This window comes from Streptomyces sp. Ag109_O5-1 (assembly GCF_003814875.1).
Taxonomy (GTDB): domain Bacteria; phylum Actinomycetota; class Actinomycetes; order Streptomycetales; family Streptomycetaceae; genus Streptomyces; species Streptomyces sasae.
This window is the reverse complement of the sequence record NZ_RKQF01000001.1, coordinates 5465843-5484491: the sequence shown is the minus strand read 5'-3', so window position 1 is coordinate 5484491 and position 18649 is coordinate 5465843. Positions and strand designations below refer to the sequence as shown.

The following is an 18649-nucleotide window of genomic DNA, read 5'->3' as shown; positions in this document are numbered from 1 at the left end:
CATGACCACGCGGACAGGGCCCGACCACACCGCCGTCCGCACCGCCCTGTGGCGGGCGCTGCATCTGCACGCCGACGCACCGCCCCACGTCATCGAGGACGAGGTGGGGCTACGGCTGTCCGGCGCCGGCGACGACTGGCGGGCCCGGTCGGACATGGACGTCGAGGCAACCCGGCGGACCCGGGCGTCCATCGTGGCCCGGGCCCGGTTCGTCGAGGACCTGGTGGAGGCGGAGGCCGGGCGCGGGGTGGACCAGTACCTCGTCCTCGGGGCCGGGCTCGACACGTTCGCGCAGCGCCGGGCGGCCGCCGCGGAGGCCGCGGGGCTGCGGGTGTTCGAGGCCGACCGCGCCGGGGCGGTGGAGTGGAAGCGGGGGCGGCTGGCCGAGCTGGGGTACGGCATACCCGGCTGGCTGCGGCTGGTGCCGGTGGACTTCGAGGGGGACTGGTGGGGACAGCTGGCGGCCGCCGGGTTCGATCCGGAGCGGCCGGCCGTGGTCGCCTCCGCCGGGGTTGTGAACAGGTGGGGGTTGACGGCATTTGAGTGCGTTCTGGCACACGGGAGTGAGCCTCCCGGCGGTGGCAGGCGCACTTGCGCCGGTGGGGAACGGGAGTTCTCGCATCGAATGCGTGACCTTCGGCGATGGTGGTCGTTGGGTGTGGTGACGGAGTTCTGCGATGCCGGACCGGGGGTGACATGGGGTGGGTGGACTGCGGGAGATGGTGGCGTCGTTCGTGGTGCCCGGCCCCTCGGGCGTCGCGGTCCGTACCCGGCTCAAGGGCCTGACCGCCGGGGACGAGAAAGTGCTCGGCATGGTCGGCGACCTTCTCGGCACACTGGCTTCCCGTGATCTGAAGGCGCGGTGTGCGGCCGGGCTGCAGCACGACAGCGAGCAGTGGGCACAGCACAAGCGTGTCCTGACTGGGGAGTCCTCCTCGCGCTGGGCCGGGTCCATCACGAAGGCCACCCACGACCAGTGGGCCCTCGCCCGCCGCGGCCGGCTCGCGCACATCCACAGCCTCCAGGCGGGGGTGCGCACCATCAGGCATCGGCTGTCCCTGCCGATCGGCGAGAAGGGGTCCAAACGAGCTCCTGGCGGATATCACAGCAGGCATGAGTGGTTCGCCAAGTCACGCCGCCTGCACGTCCTCGAAGACCGGCTCCGCTCGGCGCAGGCCGACTGGCAGGCCGGGGTCATGCACATGGTGCGCGGCGGCAAGCGACTGCTGAAGACCCGCCACCAACTGGAGACCGCCCACCTCACCCACGAGCAGTGGCGGCACCGGTGGCACGCCGAACGCCGGTTCCTTGAGGCCGACGGCGAGTCCGGCAAGCGCCACGGCAACGAGACCATCCGCGTCACGCCCGACGGCGAGGTCTCCCTCAAGCTCCCCGCACCGCTGGCGCATCTGGCCAACGCGCCGCACGGCCGGTACGTCCTCGCCGGGAAGGTGTCGTTCGCGCACCGGGCCGAGCAGTGGGCCGACCGCGTCACCGCCCACCGGGCCGTGGCCTACCGCATCCACGAAGACGTGCAGCGCGGCCGCTGGTACCTGACCGCGTCCTGGACCATCCCACCCACCTCGACGGTGCCGCTGGAGGCGGCCCGCGCGAACGGCCTGATCGGCGTGGACACCAATGCCGATCATCTGGCGGCCTGGCGCCTTGACGCGCACGGCAACCCCACCGGCCAACCACTGCGCTTCGCCCACGAGCTGACCGGCACGGCTTCTCATCGTGACGCGCAGGTCCGGCATGCCCTGATCCGCCTGCTGCACTGGGCCAGGCGCCACAGCCTGGCGATCGCGGTCGAGGACCTCGACTTTCAGGCGGAGAAGACCCGTGAGAAGCACGGCCGCCGCAAGAAGTTCCGCAAGCTGATCTCCGGCATGCCGGTAGCCAGGCTGCGGGCCCGGCTGGTGTCCATGGCGGCCGAACCCGGCATCCCCGTCATCGCCGTCGACCCCGCCTACACGTCCCGGTGGGGTGCCCAACACTGGCAGAAACCCCTCATCACCAAGACCAGGAAGACCACCCGCCACGACGCGGCAGCCGTGGCGATCGGACGACGCGCCCTGGGACACCCGGTCCGGCGACGGACGGCACCGCCCCGTGCACACCAGAGCGATGTGCATGGGCATCGGACCGTCCAGGCCGGAGCGGGCACCCCGGAGCGTGAGGGAAACCGCCCCCGCATCCCCGGACCACGGACACGATCCGTCGGCGCCGGACGCGGAGCGAACGCGGTCGACCAGAACGCCCAACACCGTCCGGGGCGTTCGGCTGAGCACGAGTCCTGGCAACAGGACTCACGCCCGCTCAGTCTCTAGGAACGGTCACCATGTACCTCACCGAGGACGCCATCGCCGCCACCCTCCGGCACATCGCCGAGCTGGCCTCCGGGTCGACGCTGGTCACGACGTTCCTGCGGCCGATCGAGGACGTCGAGCCCGACCAGCAGGAGCAGCTGAGGGTGGCAGAGCGGGGCGCCCGGGCCTCCGGCACGCCCTTCCTGAGCTTCTACTCGCCCGAGCGGATGACGGCCCTGGCCGCGGCGGCCGGCTTCCGTGAGATCCGGCATGTGTCCGCCGGGGAACTCGCCGGCCGTTACTTCACCGGGCGCACGGACGGTCTGCTCCCGTCACGGGGTGAGGAGATCCTCGTGGCCGTCACCTGACGGCCACGACCGCTCCTCAGCGGCTCCCGGCCTGCGCCGGTCCCGGCAGTATCGGGTAGCTCCCCGTGGCCGTCGGCGCGTGCTCGGGCAGCCACAGCACCGCCACCGCGCCCTCCGCCGGGATGTGGTCGGGTGCGCCCGCCGGACGGATGTTGCGGAAGGTCAGTCGGGCGCCCAGCACCCGGGCCTGTCCGGCCGCGATGGTCAGTCCCAGACCGTGGCCCTGGCCCGCGCGGTCGGCGCTGCCGGTGCGGAACCGGCTCGGGCCCTCGACGAGCAGTTCCTCGGGGAAGCCGGGGCCGTGGTCGCGAACCCGGATGACCCGGCCCTCGACGGTCACCTCGATGGGCGGCTTGCCGTGCCGGGCCGCGTTGGCGAGCAGGTTGAACAGCACCCGCTCCAGACGGCGCGGGTCGGTGGTGACCTCCGACTCGTGCACCACCCGCACCTCGATCCCGGGGTCCTTCGCGGCCACCCTCCGGGCGACGAACTCGCCCAGCATGATGTCCTGCAGCTCGGCGCGCTCGGAGGCGCTGTCGAGGCGGGCCACCTCCAGGACGTCCTCGACGAGGGTGCGCATCGCCTTCGCCCGGTCCAGGACCAGTTCGGTCGGACGGCCGGGCGGAAGGAGTTCGGCCGCCGTGAGCAGCCCTGTCACCGGCGTCCGCAGCTCGTGCGCGATGTCGGCGGTCACCCGCCGCTCGGCCTCCAGCCGCTGCTGCAGCGCGTCCGCCATGGCGTCTACCGCGCGCGCCAGGTCGTCGGTCTCGTCCCGGACGACTCCGCCGATCGCCTCCCGCACCCGTACGTCCGGCTCGCCCTGGGCGACCTGGTTGGCCGCGGCCGCCGCCTTGCGCAGCCGGCGCGAGAGCTGTCCGCCGATCAGCACGCCGAGCGCGCTGCCGCCGAGCACCACCGCGATGGAGCCGATGACCAGGGCCTGGTCGAGGTCCTTCAGTACGTTGCTGCTGCGGTTCGGGAAGGTGCCGTGCAGGGACAGCACCCGCCCGTCCTTGGCCTGCACCGCCGCCCAGATGTCCGGCGCACCGCTGCCGTGGTCGATGACGTCGGTCGCCCGGCGGCCCGCGTCGACCCGGTCGCGCAGGGCGTCCGGCAGCTGCGGGTCGTTGACCTTGACGTCCGGGAAGTTCGCCCGTCCGTACGACTCGTAGTTGCGCTGGCCGATCTGGAGCCGCTGGTTGGCCAGCTCACGGGCGTTGTCCAGCATCGAGACCCGGGCGGCGTTGTGCACCACCAGGCTCAGCGCGATCGCGACCAGCGCGCCGACCAGTGCGATCGCCGCGCTCAGCTTCCACCGGAGCCCGGTGCGCAGACCCGGACCCCGGTACCGGACGAATCTCGTGATCCCCCGCATGACCGCCCCGCTCAGGCCTTCAACTTGTAGCCGAAACCGCGGACCGTCTCGATCCGGTCCTGGCCGATCTTGGTGCGCAGCCGCTGCACATGGACGTCGACGACCCGGGTGTCCCCGCCCCAGCCATAGTCCCAGACGCGTTCGAGCAGCTTGTCGCGGGAGAGTACGGTCCCCGGTGCCGAGGAGAACTCCAGGAGCAGCCGCATCTCGGTGGGCGTCAGCGCGACCGGCTGCCCGGCCCGGCGCACCTCCATGCCCTCCGTGTCGATCTCCAGCTCGCCGTCGCCGAAGATCAGCGGGCCGCCGTTCACCGACGGGGCGGGGTCCTCGGCGTGGGCGCCGCCGCTCGCGTGCCCGAAGCGCCGCAGCACCGCCCGGATCCGGGCGACCAGCACGGCGCCGTCGAACGGCTTGGTGACGTAGTCGTCGGCGCCCGCCTCCAGGCCCAGCACCACGTCGATCGAGTCGGCGCGCGCCGACAGCATGATCACGGGCACGGTGGACTCGTCGCGGATGCGTCGGCACAGGCTCACCCCGTCCAGACCCGGGACCATCACGTCCAGCAGGGCGATGTCGGGCCGGTCGGCGCGGAAGGCCTCCAGTCCGGACAGCCCGTCGGGCATGGCGGTGACCGCGAAGCCGTCCCGCTCCAGGGCGAGCTGGGTGGCCTCGCGGATGACATCGTCGTCCTCGACGAACAGGACGTGGGTCTGGTCTGCCATCCCGGCTCTCTCGTGTTGTCGGTGGGGGGTCAGCTGGTGCCGGAGGGGTCCTGGGTGTCGCCGCCGGCCGCGTTGCCGTAGTCGGTGTGGTGGAAGTCCTGCTGGACGAAGTGTCCCGCGGCCCAGCTGTACGTGATCACGTTCTCGCCAGAAGGGCTCGACACCGGGTCGCCCTTCTCGTACACCTGCTTGGTCACGCTCAGGTCGCCCTTGTCGATCTCCGCGTAGACCGGGGACTCCTCCGCCTTGAAGACATTCAAGTACGCGCCGCTCTCGTTGCGGTACACATACGCCCCGACTCCGAAACCCGGACCGCCCGCGTCCCCACAGGTCAGCACGTTGACGACCACGTCGTCCACCGTGCCACCGGTCAGATTGCCGTATGTCACGTCGACCGGGTACGCGTTCCCCGAGCACGGCTTCAGGTCCCGCTTCACCGTGGCCGAGACCGCCGGGTCGGCCTTCACCAGGGCGACCGCGTTGATCTTGTCGTACGACTGCGAGGGATTGGGTGCGGGAACCTTGGCGGCCGGGGCGTTCCCGACCGAGTCGGCGTGTGCCGGGCCCTCGTCACGGGCACCGGTGCCGCCAGTGCCGCAGGCGACGGCGAAAAGGGCGAGGGCGGCGAGCACGGCCGCCGCCGTGATCACCGCCTGTGCACTCGCCGGGCCCCGGCTGGGGCCGGCGTCGGTCAGGCCGCGCAACGCTCCCGCTCCTCACGCTCCAGCGCGCGTGCGTCGAGGTCGCGTGCCTCCAGCTCCTCGCGGAGCCGGGCGAGCGCCCGGTGCAGCGTGCTCTTGACCGTTCCGGCCGACATGCCGAGGGCGGCGGCCGTCTCCTCCGTGGACATCTGCTCCCAGTGTCGCAGCACCACGACACTGCGCTGCTTCGGAGCCAGAACCTTCATGATGTCCATAAGGAGCGCGCGGTCCGCGTGCTGCTCGGTGGAGTCCTCCACGCAGGCGTCGGGCAGCTGCTCGGTGGGGACCTCCTCCAGTTTGCGGGCCCGCCACCACTCGGTCCGCGTGTTGATCATGACCCGGCGGAGGTAGGCGTCGGCGAGCTTCTTGTCGGCGATGCCGTCCCAGCGGCCGTAGGTCCGTACCAGCGCGGTCTGGAGCAGGTCCTGGGCGTCCGTCGGGTCCGGGACCAGTCGGCGGGCGCTGCGCAGCAGCGCGTCCTGCCGGGTGCGGACGTACTCCTCGAATTCGAGCACCTCGCCCTGCGCCATGATCAACCGCCTCCCGATCCCCGTTTTCCCCGGCCCTCGGCCCTGAGTTCCTGCTGTCCCGCCCGGTCGTGGCGGGCACAGAAACGAAGCTACGGACTCGTTGTCACGGGGCTGTGCGGAGCAGCCTGCGGGTAGCAATCGGCTGTCCGTCGGTTGTGTAACGGAGATGAGTTCGGGGTAAGCGATCGCGGCCTTATGTCTGATTATGGATGCATTTGTCGTGTGGTCAGGGTCGTAACACGGCCTCGTCCGCTGTGATGTGGCTGTGTGTCAGCCCAGCGGAAGCCGGTACAGACCGCCGGCGAGCGGCTCCACCAGCCCGTCCGAGACCAGCCCGTCCAGTGCGCGTGCGCGTTGCACCGGCTCGTGCCACACCCGGTCGAGCGCCGCCTGCGGCACGGGGGCGTGCGCCTCGCGCAGCACGGCGAGCAGCTTGCCCCGCACCTGCCGGTCCGTACCGGCGTACGTCTGCCCGCGCCGGGGCGGCCCCTCGTGCTCCGGCTTGCCGGCCAGCCGCCAGGCGCACTCCCCGGCGATCGGGCACCGCACGCATGTCTCGTTCTTCGCCGTGCACACCAGCGCGCCCAGCTCCATGGAGGCGGCGGCCCAGCGGGCGGCGGTCTTCTCGTCCTCGGGGAGCAGTTCGCGGGCGAGCTTGCGTTCGGCGGCGGTGGTGGCGTTCGGCGGGTACTGCACACCGGTCACGGCCCGCGCGAACACCCGCCGCACATTGGTGTCGAGCACGGCGTGCCGCTGCCCGTAGGCGAAGGAGGCGACGGCCGCGGCCGTGTACTCGCCGATGCCCGGCAGCGCGAGCAGTTGTGCGTGATCCGTCGGTACGTCCCCGCCGTGCCGTTCCGTTATGGCGACCGCGGCGCCGTGCAGCCGCAGGGCGCGGCGCGGGTAGCCGAGCCGGCCCCAGGCGCGGACCGCCTCGCCGGGCGCCTCCGCAGCCAGGTCGGCGGGGCGCGGCCAGCGGGCCAGCCACTGCTCGTAGACGGGCAGCACCCGGCTCACCGGTGTCTGCTGCAGCATGAACTCGCTGACCATCACCCCCCATGGGCCCGCCTCCGGGCGGCGCCAGGGGAGGTCACGGGCATGGGCGTCGAACCAGGCGATCACGGGGGCGTGGAGCTTCTCAATCATGGCCCTTCCGATCCTGCCACGTCCCGCGACCGCTGGGGTGGACGTGGTTCGCGGCGGGGCCGGGGTTGACGCCGGCGGACGGCCCGTCTTCCGGGCCTGGCGCGCGAAGAGGGGCCGCGCCGAAGGGAGTTGCCGGAATGATGATCCGGAAAAGTTGAGGTTTGGGCGGCGGGTGAGGCGAGGAAGTGCACGGATCTCTCGTACAGTTTGCGCCGTGGGATCTCTGCGCAATCCGGTCGGGCCGCTTCCCTCCTCCATCTACTGGCGGCGGAGGGTCGTCATGGTGTCCGTGGCCGCCGTGCTGGCGCTGCTGATCACCTGGATCGTGACGTCGAGTGGCGGGGGCGGCAAGAAGACCGCCGGCGGGGCGGACGGCAAGGGTCCCGTGTCCACGATCACCCCGGGGCCGTCCGGCAGCGGGCCGGCGATCAGCCAGGCGCCCGGCGGGCGGGACGAGTCCAGCGGGGGCGGTTCGGGATCCACTTCCGGTTCGGGGTCCACTTCCGGTTCCGACGACGGGAGTTCGGACGGATCGAACGGCGACTCGTCGTCCGGTTCCGGCGGTTCCTCGTCGGGAGCGGGAAACGTCGTCTCCGGCTCCGGCGGTACGGTCGCCTCGCTGCCTGGCACGTCCTCCCTCCCCAACTGCACGGCCGGAGCCGTGGCGTTGAGCCTGAAGAGCCTGCACAATTCCTACTCGCCGGAGCAGACGCCGACCTTCGAACTCACCGCGAAGAACACGTCGTCCAGCGACTGCAAGGTCGACCTCGGGCCGAAGAGCGCGGTGTTGACGATCACGGCGGCCAACGCGGACGACAGCTACTGGTCGTCGGCGGACTGCCCGAAGACGGCGGGGAGCCAGTGGTACCGGGTGCCGGCCGGGAGCAGCATCACGTACACGCTCAAGTGGGACCGCAAGCCCAGCGCGGCGAACTGCGCGACGCCCCCGGTGGGTTCGGCCACAGCGGGCACGTACCTGCTGCAGGCACAGGCCCCGGGCTTCACGAAGGCACAGGCGTCGTTCGTGCTGTCGGCGGACTGAAGCGCCCCGTAGGGGCGCGGGGCCTTGTCGATATGCGGCTCCGCCGCGTGGGCGCGATCAGCCCCCACCGGGCCGCACCCGCCTCACGACGCAACTCGCCGAGCCATCAGGCGCAATCAGACATACCGCTCAAGAATCGAAGACTCGGCCAGCCGCGACAGCCCCTCGCGCACACTCCGCGCCCGAGCCTCGCCGACCCCGTCCACGGTCTGCAGATCGTCCACGCTCGCGGCGAGCAGCTTCTGCAGGCCGCCGAAATGCTCCACCAGCCGGTCGATGATGGCCCCCGGCAGCCGCGGAACCTTCGCCAGCAGCCGGAACCCGCGCGGCGACACCGCCGAGTCCAGCGCCTCCGGCGAACCCGTGTACCCGAGAGCCCGTGCCACCGTCGGCAGTTCGAGCAGCTCCGCATGGCTCAGCGCGTCCAGCTCGGCGAGCGCCTCGTCGACCGTGCGGGAACGCTTCGCCGTGGGCTCCGGCACATAGTCCCGTACGACCAGTTCCCGCTCGGGCTCGACACCGGCGATCAACTCGTCGAGCTGGAGCGCGAGCAGCCGCCCGTCGGTGCCGAGCTCGACGACGTACTCGGCGATCTCCGTGGCGATCCGGCGCACCATCTCCAGTCGCTGGGCGACGGCCGACACATCGCGGACCGTCACCAGGTCCTCGATCTCCAGCGCCGACAACGTTCCCGCGACCTCGTCCAGCCGGAGCTTGTAACGCTCCAGGGTCGCGAGCGCCTGGTTCGCGCGGGACAGGATCGCCGCGGAGTCCTCCAGGACACGGCGCTGACCGCCGACGTACAGCGCGATCAGCCGCATCGACTGGGAGACCGAGACCACCGGGTACCCGACCTGCTTGGAGATACGGTCCGCAGTCCGGTGCCGGGTGCCCGTCTCCTCTGTCGGGATCGTTGCGTCCGGTACGAACTGGACACCCGCCCGGAGGATCTTCGACAGATCGGACGAGATCACGATGCCGCCGTCGAGCTTGCACAGCTCGCGCAGCCGGGTTGCCGTGAACTCGACATCGAGCACGAAACCGCCGGTGCACATCGTCTCGACCGACTTGTCGAAGCCGAGGACGATGAGTCCGCCCGTGTTGCCGCGGAGGACCCGCTCCAGGCCGTCCCGCATGGACGTACCCGGAGCCACGGCGCTCAGCGAGGCGCGCATCAGGCCATCCGAACCGGCACTCCCACCGGACTTTCCGGGAGCCGATGCCCGGTCGTTGGCTGCCACTGCATTCCTCCGGTCGCAGGTTCTGAGGCGCTCCCGCACCCGCACTCGGTTCGTACGGACGGGCGAGACCAGGGCAAAGTCTACCGGCGCTCCTCAGCCTCCCGTGGGGCCTCTCGGCGACGGGAGCGCGGCAGCACCCGCAGCGCGTCCCCCATGTCCGCGACTTCCAGGACCTTCATGCCCGGCGGGATCTTGCCCGGATCGCCCGGTACGAGCGCGTGCGTGAAGCCGAGACGGTGCGCCTCCGAGAGCCTGCGCTGGACGCCGGTGACCCGTCTGACCTCGCCCGCGAGGCCGACCTCGCCGATCGCGACCAGGTTCTTCGGGAGGGGGGTGTCGCTGGCGGCGGAGGCCAGGGCGAGGGCGATGGCCAGGTCGGCGGCGGGCTCGGAGAGCTTCACCCCGCCGACCGTCGCGGAGTAGATGTCCCGCTTGCCGAGCGCGCTGATGCGCCCCCGCTGCTCCAGCACCGCCAGCATCATCGACACCCGGGAGGTCTCCAGGCCCGAGGTGGTCCGGCGGGGGGAGGGGATCTGGGAGTCCACGGTCAGCGCCTGGACCTCGGCGACCAGCGGGCGGCGGCCCTCCAGGGTCACGGTCAGGCAGGTACCCGGGACCGGTTCGGCGCGCCGCGTCAGGAAGAGTCCGCTCGGGTCGGCGAGACCGGTGATGCCCTCGTCGTGCAGTTCGAAGCAGCCCACCTCGTCGGTGGCGCCGTAGCGGTTCTTCACGCCCCGGACCAGACGGAGGCGGGCATGCCGGTCGCCCTCGAAGTGGAGGACGACATCCACGAGGTGCTCGAGGAGCCGTGGGCCGGCGATCGCGCCGTCCTTGGTGACATGGCCCACGAGGAGCGTCGACATGCCCCGCTCCTTGGAGGCCCGGATGAGCGCCCCGGCCACCTCCCTGACCTGGGCCATACCGCCCGGCGCACCGTCGATCTCGGGGGAGGCGACGGTCTGCACCGAGTCGAGGATGAGCAGCGACGGCTTCACCGCGTCCAGGTGGCCGAGGACGGCGGACAGGTCGGTCTCGGCGGCGAGATAGAGGTGGTCGTCGAGGGCGCCGATGCGGTCGGCGCGCAGCCGGACCTGGCTCGCGGACTCCTCGCCGGTGACATAGAGGGTGCGGTGCTCGTCGCTCGCCGACTTGGCCGCCACGTCGAGCAGGAGGGTGGACTTGCCGACGCCGGGCTCGCCCGCGAGCAGCACGACCGCGCCGGGGACAAGGCCGCCGCCGAGGACCCGGTCCAACTCGGGCACGCCGGTCGTCCGTGCGGTGGCCTGGCTGCCGTCGACCTGCCCGATGGGCACCGCGGACGTGGTGACACGGCCGGGTGCCGTCGTACGGACCGCGGGCGTGCCGTACTCCTCGATCGTCCCCCAGGCCTGGCACTCGGCGCAGCGGCCGAGCCACTTGGCCGTCTGCCAGCCGCACTCGGTGCAGCGGTACGACGGTCGGTCCTTGGCGGTCTTGGTACGGGTGGCCATGCGGAAACCGTAGTCCCCGCCACCGACAACGGGACCACGGTGGCCCCCGTGACGGGTGTGGGCGGACCGGTCTCGGCCACGGGATACGAGGGACGAGCCGCGGAACAACGGGTTCCTGTCCCCTTATGAGGGATCGTTTCACCCGTACGGATTAAAAGTGCTCAAGCCGCAAGAAGGGGCGATACGCCGCCGCCTACGGTCGCACGGGTGATGAGCAGCACTCCGGAGACCTCGACCCGCATGACCGGCGCACACCGGGCGCACCGGGAGGCGCGCGCGGCGCGCGATCGCAACGCGGCGCGCACGCTGGCGCAGCGGTCGCCGGCGCGCTACGAGCCGTACCTGGACGGTCTGTTCACCTACTGCCTGTCGGTGCTGTGCGACCACGACGCGGCCACCGCCGCCCTCGGGGACGTCCTCGCACTCGCCGAGCGGCGTGGTCAGCGCGCCCCGGAGGCGGCCGACGACCGCCGGGCCTGGCTGTACGCGCTGGCCCGCTGGGCCTGTCTGCGCGGCTTGGTCCAGGCCAAGCAGAAACGTCAGGCCACCCACGCGGCGGGCCGCCGCATCGACCCGGACCCGCTGGTCGCCACCGAGATCGAGGAGCAGCGGCGCGGTGAACTCGCCCTGCTCGCCTGGCCCGAGGCCGCCGGCACCACCCCCGAGCAGCGCGAGGCGCTCGAACTCGCCGTACGCCACCACCTCGCCGCCCACGAGGTCGCCGCCGTCCTCGGCATGGACCTGGCCGCCGCCCGTGAACTGCTCTCCTCCGCCGCCTGCGAGGTCGAGCGCACCCGCGCGGCCCTCGCCGTCGTCGAGACCGGCGGCTGCCCGAGCGTGTCCCACCTCACCGGGGACAGCCAGCTGGTGCTCAGCAGCGCCCTGCGCCGCGAGCTGGTCCGGCACGTCGACGACTGCCCGCGTTGCCGCCGTACCGCCGAACGCGTGGCCCCCGGGCGGTGGCCCGGCGCGATGACCACACCCGCCGAGCTGCCCGTCCTGGAGGCGCCCCGCGCGGCCCTGCACATGGTGCTGGCGCACCAGCCACGCGCGCGTGGCGCCGCCGTGCCGCGCTTCGACCGGCGTGGTTTCCCGATGGACCCCAAGGACCGCGCGGCCCGGCGCGACCGGCTACGCGCGCGTGCCGTCACGACGACCGTCGTCGCCACGGTGGTGGCGGCGCCGGTGCTCGCCCTGTGGGCCGCGTACCGGGGCTCGCCGGCGGATGCCCACGAGGGCCCGTCCGCGACCGCGCAGGAGGCCGCCGGCCCCGACGCACTCGACGACGGCGACGCCCGGGGCTACCAGAACGCCGGCAACGCAGGCAGCGCCGGCTCCAGACCGGGCCCGCGCGTCGGGAAGGACGGCAGGGCCGATGTGTCGGTGGAGGTGATCAGTGTGGTCGGGGGCACCGCCAGGACGGCCGGTGCGGGGCACCTCGCGGTCACCGCCGCCAACGAGGGCGACACGACGCTGATCACGCTCGCGGCGTCCGGGGACTCGGCGGTGCGGTGGTCGGTGACCACGCCGGCGGACTGGCTGTACTTCTCCCGGTCCGCGGGAACGCTCCAGCCGGGCGAGTCGTTCACGATCAAGGTGTACGTCGATCAGCTGCGGGAGCCGGCCGGGCGCTGGGGGGCGCGGGTGGCGGTGGCGCCGGCGGGGGCGGTGGTGTCGATCGACGGGTACGGGGCGGCTCCGCCGACACGCCGGGGACCGAAACCCCCGCCCACGGGGGCGCCCGGGCCGACGGCCACCGAGTCGACATCCGCAGGGCCGACACCGCCGGTCACCGACCCGCCGACATCGAACGGCCCGACACCGACCCCCACACCCACCGACTCGGACACCGCCGGCCCGACGGGGCCGGCTTCACCGACGGCGACCGAGAGCGCGGTCGCGCCGGCAGGCCCGTGAGATCCGTGTGTTGCTTACCTTTCTCGCCGGTCTCCTCTTCCCGCTGCGACGGTGCTCAGCCACGGCGGTGGAGTTCGGCGGTGCCGGGCTGGGCGGTGCCCGCCGTGGCGGGTCGCGGTGAGTCGGCGGGTGCGGCGCCGCCGTGGCCGGTCGCGCAGTTCCTCCCCCAGCCTTCGGCCGGGGGTACCCCCAGCGCCCCTTTCGGGGCGCTGTACGAGGCGTCGGTTCAGAGGATCTGTCGGTCCTGCGTCCCTGAAGGGGCGCTGCAGGGGGCGTCAGTCCCGAGGGTCCGCCGGGTGGGGGGCCAGTAGGGGGAGCTGTGATGCGAGGCGCTCCTCGCAGAGCTGCGCCAGGCGGTCGTAGCCCGCTTTGCCCATCAGTTCGGTCAGTTCCGGGCGGTACGAGACGTACACCGGGTCGCCCGCGCCGTGTGCCGACGTCGCCGACGTGCACCACCAGTGCAGGTCGTGGCCGCCCGGACCCCAGCCCCTGCGGTCGTACTCGCCGATCGAGACCTGGAGGACGCGCGTGTCGTCGGGGCGGTCGATCCAGTCGTACGTCCGGCGGATCGGGAGCTGCCAGCAGACGTCCGGCTTGGTCTCCAGCGGCTCGCGGCCCTCCTTCAGCGCCAGGATGTGCAGCGAGCAGCCCGCGCCGCCCGCGAAACCGGGACGGTTCTGGAAGATGCAGGAGCCGTTGAAGGGGCGGGTCTGGCGGGAGCCCTCGTCGTCCTCCGAGATCCAGCCGTGCTCGGTGCCCTCGGCATGGTGCTGCCAGATCTCCGGCGTGAGCCTCGCCACATGCTCGGCGACCCGCTTCTCGTCGTCCTCGTCGGAGAAGTGCGCGCCGAGCGAGCAGCAGCCGTCGTCCGCGCGGCCCGCCTGGATGCCCTGGCAGCCGCTGCCGAAGATGCAGTTCCAGCGGGAGGTGAGCCAGGTCAGATCGCAGCGGAAAACCTGCTCGTCGTCCGCCGGATCAGGGAATTCCACCCATGCCCGCGCGAAGTCGAGGCCCTTCTCGTCCGCTGCCAGGGCCTTCTTCGACATCACGGGGGACGTCGACGGCGATGTCGCCGGCGTCTTCGGTGGCTTCACCGGCGAAGAACCGTCGGCAGATTTGGCGCCCTTGTGGTCCTTCGTCTTTTTCGTCTTTGGCACCCGTCCAGGGTATGACGCCCGAGGCAGCATCGGGGACGTCTCCGAGCACCGGTTATGTCCCAGGTGGCAGTAGCGTTCCGTACATGAGACTCGGTGTCCTCGACGTGGGATCTAACACGGTGCATCTGCTGGTGGTGGATGCACACCCCGGCGCGCGCCCGCTGCCGGCGCACTCGCACAAGGCGGAATTGCGCCTTGCCGAACTGCTCGACGGCAACGGCGCGATCGGCCCCGGCGGGGTCGAGAAACTGGTCGCTGTCGTCCAGGACGCCTTGCAGGCCGCCGAGGACAAGGGCGTCGAGAACCTGCTGCCGTTCGCCACCTCCGCCGTGCGGGAGGCCAGCAACGCCGACGACGTCCTCGCGCGCGTGCAGGCCGAGACCGGTGTCGAGCTCCAGGTCCTCTCGGGCGCCGAGGAGGCCCGGCTGACCTTCCTCGCGGTACGCCGTTGGTTCGGCTGGTCCGCCGGAAAGCTGCTGGTCCTGGACATCGGCGGCGGTTCCCTGGAGGTCGCGTACGGCATCGACGAGGAGCCGGACGCGGCCGTCTCGCTGCCGCTCGGCGCGGGCCGGCTCACCGCGGGCTGGCTGCCCGGCGACCCGCCGGCCTCCGACGACATACGGGCGCTGCGCCGCCATGTACGCGCCGAGATCGCCCGTACGGTCGGCGAGTTCAGCCGCTTCGGCGCCCCCGACCACGTGGTGGCCACGTCGAAGACGTTCAAGCAGCTGGCCCGGATCGCCGGCGCGGCCCGCTCCGCCGACGGCCTCTACGTCCAGCGGGAGCTCAAGCGGGGCTCCCTGACGACCTGGGTCCCGAGGCTGGCGGCGATGTCCACGGCCCAGCGCTCCGCGCTCCCGGGCGTGTCGGACGGCCGGGCGGGCCAGCTGGTGGCGGGTGCGCTGGTGGCGGAGGCCGCGATGGACCTCTTCGAGGTGGAGAACCTGGAGGTCTGCCCGTGGGCCCTGCGGGAGGGCGTGATCCTGAGGCGACTCGATCACATGGGCTCGGCCTGAGGCACGAGGGCTCGGCCTGAGGCGCAGGGGTTGGGTCTAAGGCACGCGGGTTGGGCCTGAGGCACGGGGGGCCGGTCCGAGCCGCATGGGTTCGGTCCGAGCACCTCCTCCCGACGCGACCCTGGTCACAACGGCGAGTAGGCGCCCCCTGCCCACCCGGTCCCACCCCGTAACCTGTCCCTCGTGGCAGAACCAAGGGACGTCGTCCGCATCCCGGATGCGAAGGTCGCGCTCTCCACGGCCTCCGTGTACCCGGAGTCGACGGCGACGGCCTTCGAGATCGCCGCGCGCCTCGGCTACGACGGGGTCGAGGTCATGGTGTGGACCGACCCGGTCAGCCAGGACATCGAGGCCCTGCGCAGACTGAGCGACTACCACCGTGTCCCGATCCTCGCCGTCCACGCCCCCTGTCTGCTGATCACCCAGCGGGTCTGGTCCACCGACCCCTGGGTCAAGCTCCAGCGGGCCCGGGCCGCCGCCGAGAAGCTGGGCGCGAGCACTGTCGTGGTGCACCCCCCGTTCCGCTGGCAGCGCCAGTACGCCCGCGACTTCGTCGAGGGGATCTGGCGCATGGCGAACGAGACGGACGTGCGGTTCGCGGTGGAGAACATGTACCCCTGGCGCTACCGCGACCGCGAGATGCTCGCGTACGCCCCCGACTGGGACGTCACCAAGGACGACTACCGGCACTTCACGATCGACCTCAGCCACGCCGCGACGTCCCGTACCGACGCCCTCGCCATGGTCGACCGGATGGGCGACCGGCTCGGCCACGTCCACCTCGCCGACGGCCGCGGCTCCGCCAAGGACGAGCACCTGGTGCCCGGCCGCGGCACCCAGCCCTGCGCCGAGCTCCTGGAGCGGCTCGCGCTCACCGGTTTCGACGGGCATGTCGTCATCGAGGTCAACACCCGGCGCGCGATGTCCGGCGCGGAGCGCGAGGCCGACCTCGCGGAGGCCCTCGCCTTCACCCGCCTCCACCTGGCCTCGGCCGTACGGGTGCCCCGCCGATGACGGACGCCGACCACAGCGCCGGCACCCGGCGCCGCGGCCGCCCCCCGCGTACCGAGGCGGCCGACACCCGGGACCGTATCCTCGACGCCGCCCGCGAGGAGTTCTCCGAACGCGGGTACGAGAAGACGTCCGTGCGGGGGATCGCCAAGGCCGCCGGCGTGGACTCGGCCCTGGTCCACCACTACTTCGGCACCAAGGAACAGATCTTCGAGACCGCCATCTCGGTCGCCTTCGCGCCGGCGCTCAACGCGCCCATCGCGATCGCCGACGGCCCGCTGGACGGCGTGGGCGAGCGCCTGACCCGTTTCGTCCTCGGCATCTGGGAGAACACCACCACCCGCAAGCCGTTGCTGGCGATCGTCCGCTCCGCCGTCAACAACGACACGGCCGCCGCCGTCTTCCGCCGGCTGATCGCCTCCCAGCTGCTGCGCCGTATCGCCGAACAGCTGGACCTCCCGGACGCGGAGCTGCGCGCCGAGCTGGCGGCCGCGCAGCTGGTGGGCTGCGCGATGCTCCGCTATGTGATCAAGGTGGAGCCGTTGGCGTCGGCGGATCTGGAGCAGATCGTGCGGCGGGTCGCTCCGGTGGTGCAGGGGCATCTCACCGGGCCGTGACCAGGCAGTGACCAGCGCCGCTGAGACATTCTCTGAGGCATTCGCTGAGATATTCGTCCCGCATTCCGGACGCCTCGTCCCGAGGCCTGAACAACGGGCGTACGCTCGTTAGCGGCCCTACTTGTCTGAAGGAGCGAGCGCGATGCCCGAGCTGAGGTCCCGCACAGTCACCCACGGCCGCAACATGGCGGGCGCCCGCGCCCTTATGCGCGCCTCCGGTGTACCCGGCGCGGACATCGGCCGCAAGCCGATCATCGCGGTCGCCAACAGTTTCACCGAGTTCGTCCCGGGCCACACCCACCTGCAGCCGGTCGGCCGGATCGTCTCCGAGGCGATCAAGGAGGCGGGCGGCATCCCGCGCGAGTTCAACACGATCGCCGTCGACGACGGCATCGCGATGGGCCACGGCGGCATGCTGTACTCCCTGCCCTCCCGCGACCTGATCGCGGACAGCGTGGAGTACATGGTCGAGGCGCACTGCGCCGACGCCCTGGTCTGCATCTCCAACTGCGACAAGATCACCCCGGGCATGCTGATGGCCGCCCTGCGCCTGAACATCCCCACGGTCTTCGTCTCCGGCGGCCCCATGGAGGCCGGCCGCGCGACCCTGGTCGACGGCACGGTCCGCACGCTCGACCTGGTGGACGCGATCTCCGACGCCGTGAACGACAAGATCTCGGACGAGGACATCCTCCGTATCGAGGAGAACGCCTGTCCGACCTGCGGCTCCTGCTCCGGCATGTTCACCGCCAACTCGATGAACTGCCTGACCGAGGCCATCGGCCTCTCCCTCCCCGGCAACGGCTCGGTCCTGGCCACCCACACGGCCCGTAAGCAGCTGTACGTCGACGCGGCCACCACGGTCATGGACATCACCCGCCGCTACTACGAGCAGGACGACGACACGGTCCTGCCCCTGAACATCGCCACCTTCGCCGCGTTCGAGAACGCCATGGCCCTCGACATCGCGATGGGCGGCTCCACGAACACGATCCTGCACCTGCTGGCCGCCGCCCAGGAGGCGGGCGTCCCCTTCGGCCTGGAGCAGATCAACGAGGTGTCCCGCCGCGTGCCCTGCCTGGCGAAGGTCGCCCCGAACGTCGCGAAGACCCGCACGTACTACATGGAGGACGTGCACCGGGCCGGCGGCATCCCCGCCCTCCTCGGCGAGCTGCACCGCGGCGGCCTCCTCAACGAGGACGTCCACTCCGTCCACAGCCCGTCCCTGGCGGACTGGCTGAAGACGTGGGACGTGCGCGGCGGCTCCCCGTCCCCCGAGGCGGTCGAGCTGTGGCACGCGGCCCCCGGCTGCGTCCGCTCCGCCGAGGCCTTCTCCCAGTCCGAGCGCTGGGAGGCGCTGGACGAGGACGCGGCGGAAGGCTGCATCCGCAGCGTCGAGCACGCGTACTCCAAGGACGGCGGCCTCGCGGTCCTCAAGGGCAACCTCGCCGTCGACGGCTGCGTGGTGAAGACGGCCGGCGTCGACGAGTCGATCTGGACCTTCGAGGGCCCCGCGGTCGTCTGCGAGTCGCAGGAGGAAGCGGTCGAGAAGATCCTCAACAAGCAGGTCACGGACGGCGATGTCGTCGTGATCCGCTACGAGGGTCCCAAGGGCGGCCCCGGCATGCAGGAGATGCTCTACCCCACGTCCTTCCTCAAGGGCCGCGGTCTGGGCAAGACCTGCGCGCTGATCACCGACGGCCGTTTCTCCGGCGGCACGTCCGGCCTCTCCATCGGCCACGCCTCCCCCGAGGCGGCGTCCGGCGGCACGATCGCCCTCGTCGAGGACGGCGACCGCATCCGCATCGACATCCCGAACCGCACGATCGAGCTTCTCGTCGACGAGGCCGAACTGTCCCGCCGCGAGCAGGCCCTGAACGGCGTGTACGCCCCGAAGAACCGCGAGCGCAAGGTCTCGGCGGCGCTGCGCGCCTACGCCGCGATGGCCACCAGCGCCGACAAGGGCGCGGTCCGCGACGTGACAAAGCTGGGCTGAACCGCGGCTAG

The 18649-nt window shown here is 71.8% G+C and carries 17 protein-coding genes; 9 read left to right on the top strand and 8 right to left on the bottom strand.

The features are described 5' to 3' along the window. Position 1 precedes the first annotated feature (1 nt). Genes EDD90_RS57545 through EDD90_RS24600 form a run of 3 tightly spaced genes read left to right on the top strand, consistent with a single transcriptional unit; the run spans position 2 to position 2677 of the window. Entirely contained in the window at positions 2-850 is an 849-nt protein-coding gene (locus EDD90_RS57545) for a class I SAM-dependent methyltransferase (RefSeq protein WP_260328030.1), read from the top strand. Then, positions 735-2330, top strand: coding sequence for an IS200/IS605 family accessory protein TnpB-related protein (locus tag EDD90_RS24605; RefSeq protein ID WP_260328752.1), 1596 nt, complete (start codon positions 735-737; stop codon positions 2328-2330). The genes EDD90_RS57545 and EDD90_RS24605 overlap by 116 nt, the downstream gene beginning before the upstream one ends. 11 nt (positions 2331-2341) lie before the next feature. Continuing rightward, positions 2342-2677: a hypothetical protein gene (locus EDD90_RS24600; protein WP_123975222.1), complete on the top strand. Its 336-nt coding sequence runs from the start codon at positions 2342-2344 to the stop codon at positions 2675-2677. Positions 2678-2693: 16 nt separating this feature from the next. Here the strand turns inward: EDD90_RS24600 and cseC are convergent, their stop codons facing one another. The 5 genes from cseC to EDD90_RS24575 all read right to left on the bottom strand — a co-directional run bounded on the left by cseC (position 2694) and on the right by EDD90_RS24575 (position 7151). Continuing rightward, on the bottom strand, positions 2694-4052 hold the full coding sequence (gene cseC, locus EDD90_RS24595) for a two-component system sensor histidine kinase CseC (RefSeq protein WP_123975221.1): 1359 nt from the start codon (positions 4050-4052) through the stop codon (positions 2694-2696). A gap of 11 nt (positions 4053-4063) precedes the next feature. Further along, a complete protein-coding gene (gene cseB, locus EDD90_RS24590) occupies positions 4064-4774 on the bottom strand; it encodes a two-component system response regulator CseB (RefSeq protein WP_123975220.1) in 711 nt (236 codons plus the stop codon). A gap of 29 nt (positions 4775-4803) precedes the next feature. Further along, entirely contained in the window at positions 4804-5478 is a 675-nt protein-coding gene (locus EDD90_RS24585; RefSeq protein ID WP_123975219.1) for a hypothetical protein, read from the bottom strand. After that, positions 5466-6005 carry a SigE family RNA polymerase sigma factor gene (locus EDD90_RS24580; RefSeq protein ID WP_123975218.1) on the bottom strand — a complete coding sequence of 180 codons (540 nt, stop codon included), beginning with the start codon at positions 6003-6005 and terminating at the stop codon, positions 5466-5468. The genes EDD90_RS24585 and EDD90_RS24580 overlap by 13 nt, the downstream gene beginning before the upstream one ends. 270 nt (positions 6006-6275) lie before the next feature. After that, positions 6276-7151: an A/G-specific adenine glycosylase gene (locus EDD90_RS24575; protein WP_123975217.1), complete on the bottom strand. Its 876-nt coding sequence runs from the start codon at positions 7149-7151 to the stop codon at positions 6276-6278. A gap of 214 nt (positions 7152-7365) precedes the next feature. Here EDD90_RS24575 and EDD90_RS24570 point away from each other — a divergent pair, with 214 nt between their 5' ends. Then, a complete protein-coding gene (locus EDD90_RS24570) occupies positions 7366-8193 on the top strand; it encodes a hypothetical protein (RefSeq protein ID WP_185149202.1) in 828 nt (275 codons plus the stop codon). 116 nt (positions 8194-8309) lie between these two features. On the opposite strand, the gene disA is transcribed toward EDD90_RS24570, so the two are convergent. Then, complete coding sequence (disA, locus tag EDD90_RS24565) at positions 8310-9434, bottom strand: DNA integrity scanning diadenylate cyclase DisA (RefSeq protein ID WP_123975216.1); 1125 nt, start codon at positions 9432-9434, stop codon at positions 8310-8312. Positions 9435-9514: 80 nt separating this feature from the next. After that, entirely contained in the window at positions 9515-10924 is a 1410-nt protein-coding gene (gene radA / locus EDD90_RS24560; protein WP_123975215.1) for a DNA repair protein RadA, read from the bottom strand. Positions 10925-11134: 210 nt separating this feature from the next. Here radA and EDD90_RS24555 point away from each other — a divergent pair, with 210 nt between their 5' ends. Then, a complete protein-coding gene (locus EDD90_RS24555; RefSeq protein WP_148098573.1) occupies positions 11135-12841 on the top strand; it encodes a sigma-70 family RNA polymerase sigma factor in 1707 nt (568 codons plus the stop codon). A 275-nt stretch (positions 12842-13116) separates the two neighbouring features. Here the strand turns inward: EDD90_RS24555 and EDD90_RS24550 are convergent, their stop codons facing one another. Continuing rightward, a complete protein-coding gene (locus tag EDD90_RS24550) occupies positions 13117-13887 on the bottom strand; it encodes a hypothetical protein (protein ID WP_394365655.1) in 771 nt (256 codons plus the stop codon). Between the two features lie 194 nt (positions 13888-14081). On the opposite strand from EDD90_RS24550, the gene EDD90_RS24545 reads away from it, so the two are divergent. The 4 genes from EDD90_RS24545 (at position 14082) to ilvD (ending at position 18638) form a co-directional block, all read left to right on the top strand. Beyond that, positions 14082-15014 carry a Ppx/GppA phosphatase family protein gene (locus EDD90_RS24545; RefSeq protein ID WP_123975212.1) on the top strand — a complete coding sequence of 311 codons (933 nt, stop codon included), beginning with the start codon at positions 14082-14084 and terminating at the stop codon, positions 15012-15014. A gap of 183 nt (positions 15015-15197) precedes the next feature. After that, the gene (locus EDD90_RS24540; RefSeq protein WP_123975211.1) at positions 15198-16028 is read left to right on the top strand and encodes a sugar phosphate isomerase/epimerase; all 831 of its coding nucleotides are present in this window, start codon (positions 15198-15200) and stop codon (positions 16026-16028) included. Next, a complete protein-coding gene (locus tag EDD90_RS24535; protein ID WP_123975210.1) occupies positions 16025-16642 on the top strand; it encodes a TetR/AcrR family transcriptional regulator in 618 nt (205 codons plus the stop codon). Before EDD90_RS24540 ends, EDD90_RS24535 begins: the two co-directional genes overlap by 4 nt. Before the next feature lie 142 nt (positions 16643-16784). Then, entirely contained in the window at positions 16785-18638 is a 1854-nt protein-coding gene (gene ilvD, locus EDD90_RS24530; protein WP_123975209.1) for a dihydroxy-acid dehydratase, read from the top strand. Positions 18639-18649: the final 11 nt, after the last annotated feature.

What these genes read in the sequence shown, in the direction of transcription:
- EDD90_RS57545 (WP_260328030.1), top strand. Translation starts at nt 2, where the DNA reads ATGACCACGCGGACAGGGCCCGACCACACCGCCGTCCGCACCGCCCTG.
- EDD90_RS24600 (WP_123975222.1), top strand. Translation starts at nt 2,342, where the DNA reads ATGTACCTCACCGAGGACGCCATCGCCGCCACCCTCCGGCACATCGCC.
- cseC (WP_123975221.1), bottom strand. Translation starts at nt 4,052, where the DNA reads ATGCGGGGGATCACGAGATTCGTCCGGTACCGGGGTCCGGGTCTGCGC.
- cseB (WP_123975220.1), bottom strand. Translation starts at nt 4,774, where the DNA reads ATGGCAGACCAGACCCACGTCCTGTTCGTCGAGGACGACGATGTCATC.
- EDD90_RS24580 (WP_123975218.1), bottom strand. Translation starts at nt 6,005, where the DNA reads ATGGCGCAGGGCGAGGTGCTCGAATTCGAGGAGTACGTCCGCACCCGG.
- EDD90_RS24575 (WP_123975217.1), bottom strand. Translation starts at nt 7,151, where the DNA reads ATGATTGAGAAGCTCCACGCCCCCGTGATCGCCTGGTTCGACGCCCAT.
- radA (WP_123975215.1), bottom strand. Translation starts at nt 10,924, where the DNA reads ATGGCCACCCGTACCAAGACCGCCAAGGACCGACCGTCGTACCGCTGC.
- EDD90_RS24555 (WP_148098573.1), top strand. Translation starts at nt 11,135, where the DNA reads ATGAGCAGCACTCCGGAGACCTCGACCCGCATGACCGGCGCACACCGG.
- EDD90_RS24550 (WP_394365655.1), bottom strand. Translation starts at nt 13,887, where the DNA reads ATGTCGAAGAAGGCCCTGGCAGCGGACGAGAAGGGCCTCGACTTCGCG.
- EDD90_RS24545 (WP_123975212.1), top strand. Translation starts at nt 14,082, where the DNA reads ATGAGACTCGGTGTCCTCGACGTGGGATCTAACACGGTGCATCTGCTG.
- EDD90_RS24535 (WP_123975210.1), top strand. Translation starts at nt 16,025, where the DNA reads ATGACGGACGCCGACCACAGCGCCGGCACCCGGCGCCGCGGCCGCCCC.
- ilvD (WP_123975209.1), top strand. Translation starts at nt 16,785, where the DNA reads ATGCCCGAGCTGAGGTCCCGCACAGTCACCCACGGCCGCAACATGGCG.